This is a genomic window from Archangium sp. (assembly GCF_036389735.1).
Classification (GTDB): domain Bacteria; phylum Myxococcota; class Myxococcia; order Myxococcales; family Myxococcaceae; genus Archangium.
This window is the reverse complement of sequence record NZ_DASVWK010000529.1, coordinates 1-2,744: the sequence shown is the minus strand read 5'-3', so window position 1 is coordinate 2,744 and position 2,744 is coordinate 1. Positions and strand designations below refer to the sequence as shown.

General features: G+C 62.7%; 3 protein-coding genes. All 3 read right to left on the bottom strand.

The features are described from left to right. A partial coding sequence (locus tag VF794_RS18565) for a hypothetical protein (protein WP_331112235.1) occupies positions 1–613 on the bottom strand: 613 nt, incomplete at its 3' end. 164 nt (positions 614–777) lie between these two features. Further along, positions 778–1,185, bottom strand: a complete 408-nt coding sequence (locus tag VF794_RS18560) for a hypothetical protein (RefSeq protein WP_331112234.1) — start codon at positions 1,183–1,185, stop codon at positions 778–780. Positions 1,186–1,223: 38 nt separating this feature from the next. After that, positions 1,224–2,510 (bottom strand): hypothetical protein, encoded by a 1,287-nt coding sequence (locus tag VF794_RS18555; protein ID WP_331112232.1) that lies wholly within the window; start codon positions 2,508–2,510, stop codon positions 1,224–1,226. Between the last annotated feature and the right edge of the window lie 234 nt (positions 2,511–2,744).

Genomic DNA, 2,744 nt, shown 5'->3' with positions numbered 1-2,744 from the left:
TGTAGGGCTTGGCCGGAAAGGGATAGGCGATGACGGGTTGCCCTCCGTCCACCATTTCGCGGAACGACATGCCCTCGGGTGGCAGTGTCGTGTCCGTCGGCACCTCGTGGCTCATGGGTGCTGGCGCGACGCTCGCCACGGGTTCCGTGCTGCTCGGCGGTGGGGACAGGGGGACCAGGAGTCCGAGGGCGAAGGCCAGTGCGAACACCCCGGCGACTCCCGCCAACGCCAGGTGCCGCCGGATGCAGGGCGCGGGGGGGCCGGAGAAAGCGTGGGCCATGCCTTCCACGCCCTTGTGCACATCCTCCAAGGTAGACACCATCGACTCCACCGATTGCCTGTCGGGGGCCACGGACCTCCGGGTGTCCTCCACCTCCATGGCGGTGTAGCTGGGGGAGGCCGAGGAGATGACGCGTACCCGCCAGTCGGTCCGCGGTACCGCGCCGTCCTCGGCGGGCTGGTGCACCAGGGCCGGCGCCCCGGTTGTCACGTTCGTGGCCCGGTAGAGCGTTCCCTGGCTGTAGTCGTCCTGCGGCACCTGCTCGTGGAGCTGGTACGGCCCCAACCTCTCCGCTTCCTCCCAGCTCACCTCGGACTTCTTCTGCTCGTCCATGCTTGCTCCTCGCCAGCCTCAGCGTCGCCCGAGGCCTGACTCGCTTGTTTGCACCGAGCCGAGCCTCCACTCCAGGAGCCACACGGTGCATCGGCGGAAGCCTACTCAGCAGGTACGAGTCCTATTCGCGTACGAGGGAGTGACGCACGCATGGATCACCTTGCTCAATCAGCAGCGTCTATCGCCGCATGTGCAATACGGAACTTCCGCAGGACCTTCAGCGCCTTGCTGGACACCTCCAATCGAAAGTCCGACGTGAGCCGGAAGTCGGCATCGCGATTCTCGCCAGTGATTTTGAGCCATCGGAACTCCGGCAGGACACACCCAGGATATAGCTCCTGGAATTCCGGCGACACACTCACTTGGACCTCGCCCAAGCTGAAACCAACCAATCTCTCCTCTTCGAGTGCCTTCGCGAGGTCGGAAGAGACAAGAAAGCAGGGGAAGGCTTCTAGCAACTCATCGCCCAACCACCCCTCGAAGCGATGGTGAAAGCGATAGACCTTGGGAGGATGAACAGACGAATCCAATCTTGTGTCATCCCCCAACTCCCCAGCAACTTCAGGAGACACCACCCATCGTTCCTTACTCACAGCGACCTCTGTACCATCTACAGCGGGGGCTCGAAAATCGCACCAAATTGCCTATCCAATTGTGCTGAAAAACCAAGCAAATCCTGCTTCGTTGGACTCGGGTGGGTACGATAGAACTGGTTCCAAGCGCGCCGAATTTTGCTGAGATGAAGGTCTGGACTGATGGACTTCGGGATCCCACGTAGGTTTTTCAGCGAGTGAATCTCAGCCTCGGTGAAAAGCCCTGGGTATCTCTTGAGCACTTGCTGTTCAACAGCATGGTGCACGATGACTTTATCGCGCAAGGCGGGATGCGCTGCGAAGAACGTCTCTCGATAATTACTGGCATTGACTGTCGTTTCCGTGCCACCAGCGCGCTCCGCCCCGCTGTTCCCAGCCATCATCGCGAGCGCCGTGGGCGCCAGGGAGATGATGAGCTTGCCCTCCACCACCGCCACCGCACTCACCTGCCCCACGGTCTCCAGCCCGATGCCCACCTGCGAGGCCCCCATCGCAGAGGCTTCCGCGAAACGCGGCAGCAGCGGCAGTCCTGCGGCCAGCCATGAGGCGCCCCCCATCGTGCCCCGACTCACCAGCACCGTCACGGCCAGGATGAAGACGCGTGCGCCTTGTGTTCCCATGACCCTGCCGAAGCGCTCGCCGGCTTCCGCCAGTTCCTCGAAGGTGACGGCTGCGTCGCTGGCCCGCTTCAGCTCGAAGCACGCATTCACCACTTCCAGGAAGGCGTCCACTCCCAGGTAACTCACCATGACGGCCGCTACGATTGCCGCCGCCTTGGTGAACACCGGCTCGGGATTCGCTGCCAACACGACCCAGGTCACCATGCCAGCGCCAATGGCGGCGACGAAGAGTTGGGGGGAGAGGGTACCCTCTACCGCCTTGGCGATGCTTTGGCGCATCGGCTCGAACGACAGGCCCAATGCCACCGCCAGCTTGTCCGTCTGGCTCAACCCCACCACGTCGAGCAGAGACAAGCAGTTTTCCTTGTTCTGGTGCGGCCGACACGGGCCGCCGAAGCTCTTGCGTAGCAGGTACTGCCGCGACGAATCCGCGTCATTGATGGGAGCGGAGGTACGCACCAGCCAGCCTTGCTGGGAGGAGCGGATGAACAGAGGCGCCTCAAGCACCAGCCGCGCCAGCGCCTCCTTGAACTCGTCCTCGTCCACCTCCACGGACCTGTTCGAAGTGGGCGGCCTGTACTCCAGTGGAGCCCCCTGCCCCATGTCGAGATACACCATGCGCGTGGTTCCGCACGCGGTTGACAGAGCCAGCAGCAGGAGCGCAACAACCAGACGGGACGCCATGAGACCCTGTCCAACTCGGGGAGGGAATCAGCCTACGGGACCGTCACCTCAGGAACAATGCCGTGCCGGATGAACCTCCCAGTTTCCCGCCCAGGTGTCAGACTCGACTTTCGCCATTTTGAGGAGAGCAGGCAGGTAAGCGAAGAGAGACTGAGCGGAGGAGGAGGGCGGCCAACGGGAATGGTTGAGAAGTCGACCAAGACTTTTCCCGTCCAGTACACCGATGACCGCCCC